Source organism: Flavobacterium sp. UBA6195, assembly GCF_002422095.1.
Classification (GTDB): Bacteria; Bacteroidota; Bacteroidia; order Flavobacteriales; family Flavobacteriaceae; genus Flavobacterium.
Window position 1 is genome coordinate 1 of record NZ_DITB01000017.1, and the last position, 6,406, is coordinate 6,406.

Consider the following 6,406-nt stretch of genomic DNA (forward strand, 5'->3'; position numbering starts at 1 on the left):
TACATTTTAATTCGGGTTTGGATTTATTCTCACAAAGGTTAGTTACAATGTAATCATAATTCACGGCATACTCTAAAACCGGGAGTATTGGCTTCAGGAACATTAGCGCGGTTAATATGATTAGTAATTGTTTCATGGGACAAATTTACAAGAAATAAATTAAGGTCTAGTATGATTTCAGTCATATTTTTTTTACTTTTATTGAAATTAATTTGTGCTTTATCTAAAAGAATTAAAGCCTTCAACACAACTACTTTATGCAGATTGATTTAGATTTATTATTTACTTGGGGCGCTATTGCCAAGGAGTACAAGAAAAATGAAATTATTTTTCATGAAGATGAATCAGCGAATTTTTATTATCAAATTATCGATGGTTGCGTAAGAATGTACAATTCCAATGAAGAAGGAAAAGAGTTTACTCAAGGCTATTTTAAAAATGGTCATAGTTTTGGTGAACCACCTTTGTTTATTGATGAAGTGTATCCTTCCACTGCAGTAGCCTTTAAAGATTCCAAAATAATAAAAATTTCGAAGGAGAAGTTTTTAAAGATTTTAGAGGAATATCCTTTTATTCAGAAGCAATTCTTGAATTTAATGGCAGAACGAATTCACACCAAAGCCAAAACCACAAAAGATATTGTGAATCAGAAACCAGAGTTTCGAATTTTAGCCTTTTTAAATGCCCACAAAAACCCCGATTGTCCTAAAAAAGAATTGGTAGAATTTACAAGACAAGAAATTGCCAACTTTACAGGTTTACGTGTAGAAACTGTGATTCGAGAACTTTCAAGAATGAGCAAAACGAATAAAGTGGAAATTATTAATCATAAATTATATTACTGATGTCTTTTAAAACAACTTTTTGGATTCGGTTTTCGATTTTTAATCTGATGCTTGTTGCATTATTAGGACTTTTAATGCGTTATAAAATTCTGTTTGAATTTCCGCTTCTCGATCAAAAAAGTGTACAACATTCCCATTCTCATTTTGCCTTTGCTGGTTGGGTTACGCATACTTTAATGACGTTGCTCATTGCCTTTCTACAAAAACACAATACACTCAACAAAATCGCATTAAAGAAATACAATCTTATATTAATTGGGAATTTAATTTGCTCTTATGTAATGCTAATTTCCTTTATTATGCAAGGTTATGGAGCGATTTCTATTACTTTTTCAACCCTTTCTATTTTTGTTTCTTATTGGTTTGCATATGTTTTCTTTAAAGATTGCAAACAACTCGAAACAACTTCTGTAGCAACAAAATGGTTTAAAGCAGCACTATTTTTTAATGTGATATCGTCACTCGGAACTTTTGCTTTAGCTTATATGATGGCAACCAAAAACATCCATCAGAATGAATATTTAGCTTCCATTTATTACTATTTGCATTTTCAATATAATGGTTGGTTTTTCTTTGCTTGTATGGGATTGTTGTTGGATTATTTAAAAGTAACGATTTATTCCAAACGAATTTATTCGCAATCTTTTGTATTGCTATTTTGGTCCTGTATTGCTGGATATTTTCTATCAACACTTTGGTTAGATTTACCACTACTAATTTATATTTTAACTGCTATTTCGGCAATTGTTCAAGTAGTCGTTTGGTATTTACTATTTAAAACTACTATTTTTAAAGAAAATAAATCCATCTTCGTAAATCTTCCAAATTATTTAAAATATCTGATTTTATTTATCAGTTTTGCTTTGAGTGCGAAGTTCCTATTACAATTAGGTTCCACCGTTCCTGCAATTAGTAAATTAGCCTTTGGTTTTAGACCTATAATAATTGCTTATTTACATCTGATTTTGTTAGCTATTATTTCGCTTTTTCTATTGTTTTATATTTATGTGAATGATTTTATAGCAGTGAATAAGAAAACCGTTTTAGGACTAGTATTATTTAGCATTGGCGTTGTTTTGAATGAAGTTGTGTTAGGAATTCAAGGTGTTGCGTCTTTTAGTTATACATTAATTCCTTTTATTAATGAGGCTTTGTTTGGAATTGCCATACTTCTTTTCGCAAGTATTTTATGGACCACTTTTTTTACAAAAAAAGGATAAAAAAGTATTTTTTTATGATTCTACGCATAAAATAATCATCAGATAATCAAGTACTTTGTATATACCCGTAGTGCATTATTAAACAAGATTAATTTTTAAGTTGTTAATATTTCTGTTGAATACAAATTTATTGAGATATTGAATTGTTGTTAAAGTAGTAATCTTTGCTAAAATTCTAGTTTTAAAACCTTCGAAAGACTTTGCATAATTTCTTCTAATCATGAACTGGTCACATAATTGAGAAAATAAAGTTTCTATACGTTTTCTGTATTTTTTGAATTGATAAAACTGAGGTTTATAATCTTTCTGATTTTTCCTTTTTGGCGTTTCCAATTCTATATTCACTTCATTAAACAAGTCAAGTTGAATCGTTTGGGAAAGGTATCCTTTATCTCCAAGTATTACGCAATCTGAAAGTTGTGTTTTTATATCTTGTAAGTAATGGATGTCATGTACAGAAGCTGGCGATAAATCAAAACTTTGAAAAACGCCATTAATGGTGCAAATAGCATGAAGTTTATAACCATAGAAATGTAAATTTTGCGAAGCACAAAATCCTTTGTTAGGAATGGCATAATCTACTTCTTTACAAATCTTACTCCTAGAAGAACGAGCCATTTTACATACTTCTAAAGGCATACTGTCTATTACAAAATAGTTTTCAAACTTATTAAATTTTTCAGCCATTTTTATTCTTAATTTTTCAATGTAAGGAAACAATTTTCGTTTTCTTCTATTGTAAACACTTCGTTCGATTTTAGTCTCAATTTCCCAACCTTTGATTTCTCTAAAAAGTTGATGCTCTGAGTCTATTGATTTAAATTCCGCCAAAATAGTTAAGCTAATTAATTCTAAATCAGACAGGTTTGGTTTAATGGGTTTGAAGTAAAAGTTTTCAGCGTCTGAAATTTTACTTAATTCTTTGAAAATTAATTTGTAATTTGCTTCAAGGTTGCTCATAATTGTATTTGATTGGTAGTCAATACAATATACTAATTTTTAGTGTTTTGAGCAACTTTTTTTATAATGCACTACGGGTTTTGTATATATAAATTTATACAAATATGAAAAATTCCATTAAAACTTTATTATTAGCCAGTTTACTTATCACATTTGGATGTAAACAAGGCGAAGAAACAGCATCAGAACCAACATCTGAAACTACAGAAGTATCATCTGGAGGACAAGAAAATGTAGTAGATGAAAATTCTGCTCCAAATATTGTGCAAACCGCAATGGGAAGTAAAGATCACACTACATTGGTTACAGCAGTAAAAGCTGCAGGATTAGTAACATCTTTAAGTAATGCCGGACCATTTACTGTATTTGCGCCAACTAATGCTGCTTTTGATAAATTACCTGCAGGAACCGTAGAAGGATTATTAAAACCTGAGAAAAAAGGCGATTTAGAAAACATTTTAGGCTATCATACGTATGTAGGTTCGTTGAAAACAGAATATATGCAAGACGGACAAGAATTTGATATGGTATTTGGTGGAAAAGTGAAAATCACTAAAAAAGACGGAAAAACATTTGTAAACGGTTCTGAAATTATGGCTTCTATTGAAACATCAAACGGAATTATCCACGTAATTGGCGATGTTTTACTTCCAAAATAGAAAACAATTATTAATTCATCTTTTATAAAGGTAAAAAGCGTAGACTTCAACAGTTTACGCTTTTTATTTGATGCGAATTTGAATTAATAATTAAAACTTCAAAAGTTAATTCCCTAATGTTTTATACTGAATTACTTGAGCAATATTTAATGCTCTTTCTTTGATTTCGGTGGCTTTTTCGCCTTCGAATAATTCATCAACGGTTGTGGTGAAAACGATTATCCAATGTTGAAAATGTTCTTGATTCATAGGACATTTACTGTGTAAATCTTTGTGTACTTGCATCGGACTTCCGTTGTAATTTCCGGTATAGAAAAGGATGTTTTCCCAAAAATCGTACATTCTAGGCAAATGAGTTTCCCAATTTACTTTGGCAATTTCGGTAAACAGAAAACCGATAACTGCATCAGTTTTGATTTTATCATAAAAGGTATCGACTAAAAGTTCAATATCTTTTCTATTTCTAATATCTGTTTTCATTTTGTAATTTGATTAAATAACAATTACAAGTCTTTTTTATTGAATTTTCGCATAGAAATGAAAAACGGAATAATCGCCCACAAACTCAACAATACGAATGAAACCACTAATCCAACCGAAGTCCCAAAGAAATCTTTAAAAATTGCTCCAGTATATCCCATCATAGCGGAAACATCTAAATGCAAAAGAATTTGAATTCGAGCTAAATCTATCGGACTAAAAGCAGTGATACCAACCATCATATTCTCAATTGGATATTCGGCTAATTGGAAGAGTAAAAACAAAACCATTCCGTCGAATAATAATGCGAAATACAACCAAATCATTATCGCTAAACCAATTCCTTTTGCTTTATCTCGGGTTAAAATCGAACTCAAGAAAGCCAAAGCGACAAAAATTATGGAAATCAAACAACCATTTAGCAACATCATAAAACCAATACTATCAGGAGAATTTACTAACAAAGGAATTCCTGCCCCAATAAAAAACGCAAAAACCATAGCCGTGGATAATCCGAAAAATAAACTCAACCAAATCTTTCTTCTTTTGATGGGTTGACTTAATAAAAGTTCTATAAATTCGGCACTATTGTACAAATAAATTGTAGCAAATAAAATGGAAACCAAAGGAACTGTGAATAAAATCACATTCAAAATCGTTAGTAATCCTTTTGATGAATTGTCTTCCAATGCAAAAGAACTCCATGATAATATTGACAAAATCAGCGTGTAAGCCAAAACAATTTTGTTTCGGATAATGTCGGATAATATGATTTTAATGATTCGGTTCATTTTGTTTGTTCTTTAAAATTTTGGCAATCGCTTTTGAGATTTTCTCCTCGCTAGTTGTCATTTTTAACTCTTCAACTTTTTGATGAAAATGCACTTTTCCTTCTTGCATGAAAATGATTTCAGTAATTAAATCGTCCAATTCACTTAGTAAATGCGACGTAATCAAAATCAATTTTCCTTTTTCTTTCTCTTTGATGATTTTTTCTTTCAAAACCTCAGCCGCTAAAGGATCTAAACCTGCTGTAGGTTCGTCTAAAATCAATACATCTGGATTAAAAAGAAAAGCTAAAACAGCACTTACTTTTTGCGTAGTTCCACCAGATAAAGTTCGCATTTGCTTATCAAACATTTTTTCTAATTCGAAAGCGTGCAGCAAATCTTCATCCAAATTATCTGATGAATTTCGAATCTTTTTTATCATTTCGATAATTTGACCAATCGTCATATTATCTGGATATCTTCCAATTTGTGGCATATATCCAATTTTTTCACGATACAAATACTCACCTAAAACGGAATTTCCATTAAAATGAATCGTACCCGAATCTGGCAAAACCATTCCTAAAACCGATTTTATCAAAGTGGTTTTTCCACAACCATTCGGACCAATTAAAGCGATACATTCTCCTTTTTTACAAGAAAGATTGATGTTCTTTAAAACTTCAAATTTTCCAAACTTTTTCTGCAATTCTTTTATCTCAATCATAGCGGCAATGACTTCATTAAAGGCTTATTATCTACAAAATTATCAGGTGTTATACTGGGTAATACTTTTTCAGACTTATCTAACAGTGTAATCATAAAACTTCGATATAACAACATAGAAGAAGGCGTATTTTCGGTAAGCACGGCAAATAAACTCAGTGGATGATACGGAACATCTCCCATTCCATCTTTGTCCAAATCGTAGCCTTCGTATTTGTCCCAATAATTTTCATTGAACGTATTTAAAACCAAACTTCCATTGGTACTGATATCGAAAGTGTTTTTTAGAAAATTATTGTTTACGATTTCGTTTTCCATACAACTCGCTTGGATTTTCATACCCCAACCGTTCGATTCGAAACTGTTTTTTTCAACTTTAATTCGAGAAGTTCCTTCCATGTAAATTCCTGAGGTATTTCGAGCAAAACGATTATTAAAAATATAACTATCCGAAATTTCTTTTAGCAATAATCCGTAAGCCGAATCGCCCCAATTTTCTTCGAAATAATTATTAAACATTTTCACGTTTTTAGTAAACATAACGGCTACTCCAGCACCATTATTTTTAAAAACATTGGTTATGTAAGCATCATCATTAGAAAACATAAAATGCAATCCGTAACGTATGTTGTTATTAGCAATATTTCTCCAAATTACGGAATTGGTTACAAATTCGAAATAAATACCGTCTCGATGACCGTCAATTCGATTAGCAATAATTAAAATATCTTTTGATTTCCAACAAT

8 protein-coding genes are annotated in these 6,406 nt (G+C 30.7%); 3 read left to right on the plus strand and 5 right to left on the minus strand.

The annotated features are described in order from the left end of the window. Positions 1 to 257 precede the first annotated feature (257 nt). Positions 258 to 845 carry a Crp/Fnr family transcriptional regulator gene (locus tag B4I81_RS01310; RefSeq protein WP_291106598.1) on the plus strand — a complete coding sequence of 196 codons (588 nt, stop codon included), beginning with the start codon at positions 258 to 260 and terminating at the stop codon, positions 843 to 845. A 47-nt stretch (positions 846 to 892) separates the two neighbouring features. Further along, positions 893 to 2,065, plus strand: a complete 1,173-nt coding sequence (locus B4I81_RS01315) for a hypothetical protein (RefSeq protein ID WP_291106600.1) — start codon at positions 893 to 895, stop codon at positions 2,063 to 2,065. A 78-nt stretch (positions 2,066 to 2,143) separates the two neighbouring features. Here B4I81_RS01315 and B4I81_RS01320 read toward each other — a convergent pair whose 3' ends face one another. Beyond that, positions 2,144 to 3,025, minus strand: coding sequence for an IS982 family transposase (locus tag B4I81_RS01320; protein WP_291106601.1), 882 nt, complete (start codon positions 3,023 to 3,025; stop codon positions 2,144 to 2,146). A gap of 104 nt (positions 3,026 to 3,129) precedes the next feature. Here B4I81_RS01320 and B4I81_RS01325 point away from each other — a divergent pair, with 104 nt between their 5' ends. Beyond that, a complete protein-coding gene (locus B4I81_RS01325) occupies positions 3,130 to 3,684 on the plus strand; it encodes a fasciclin domain-containing protein (RefSeq protein WP_291106603.1) in 555 nt (184 codons plus the stop codon). Positions 3,685 to 3,789: 105 nt separating this feature from the next. Here B4I81_RS01325 and B4I81_RS01330 read toward each other — a convergent pair whose 3' ends face one another. From B4I81_RS01330 to B4I81_RS01345, 4 genes are all read right to left on the minus strand, one after another. Next, positions 3,790 to 4,164 carry a group III truncated hemoglobin gene (locus tag B4I81_RS01330; RefSeq protein WP_291106605.1) on the minus strand — a complete coding sequence of 125 codons (375 nt, stop codon included), beginning with the start codon at positions 4,162 to 4,164 and terminating at the stop codon, positions 3,790 to 3,792. A gap of 23 nt (positions 4,165 to 4,187) precedes the next feature. Continuing rightward, complete coding sequence (locus B4I81_RS01335; protein ID WP_291106607.1) at positions 4,188 to 4,955, minus strand: ABC transporter permease subunit; 768 nt, start codon at positions 4,953 to 4,955, stop codon at positions 4,188 to 4,190. Then, positions 4,939 to 5,661 carry an ABC transporter ATP-binding protein gene (locus tag B4I81_RS01340; RefSeq protein WP_291106609.1) on the minus strand — a complete coding sequence of 241 codons (723 nt, stop codon included), beginning with the start codon at positions 5,659 to 5,661 and terminating at the stop codon, positions 4,939 to 4,941. Before B4I81_RS01340 ends, B4I81_RS01335 begins: the two co-directional genes overlap by 17 nt. Continuing rightward, on the minus strand, positions 5,658 to 6,406 hold a 749-nt coding region (locus B4I81_RS01345; RefSeq protein WP_291106611.1), incomplete at its 5' end, for a NosD domain-containing protein. The genes B4I81_RS01345 and B4I81_RS01340, both read right to left, overlap by 4 nt.

Bases quoted from the DNA above. Each gene is read 5' to 3' on its own strand.
- B4I81_RS01310 (WP_291106598.1), top strand. From the start codon at position 258: ATGCAGATTGATTTAGATTTATTATTTACTTGGGGCGCTATTGCCAAG.
- B4I81_RS01315 (WP_291106600.1), top strand. From the start codon at position 893: ATGCTTGTTGCATTATTAGGACTTTTAATGCGTTATAAAATTCTGTTT.
- B4I81_RS01320 (WP_291106601.1), bottom strand. From the start codon at position 3,025: ATGAGCAACCTTGAAGCAAATTACAAATTAATTTTCAAAGAATTAAGT.
- B4I81_RS01325 (WP_291106603.1), top strand. From the start codon at position 3,130: ATGAAAAATTCCATTAAAACTTTATTATTAGCCAGTTTACTTATCACA.
- B4I81_RS01330 (WP_291106605.1), bottom strand. From the start codon at position 4,164: ATGAAAACAGATATTAGAAATAGAAAAGATATTGAACTTTTAGTCGAT.
- B4I81_RS01335 (WP_291106607.1), bottom strand. From the start codon at position 4,955: ATGAACCGAATCATTAAAATCATATTATCCGACATTATCCGAAACAAA.
- B4I81_RS01340 (WP_291106609.1), bottom strand. From the start codon at position 5,661: ATGATTGAGATAAAAGAATTGCAGAAAAAGTTTGGAAAATTTGAAGTT.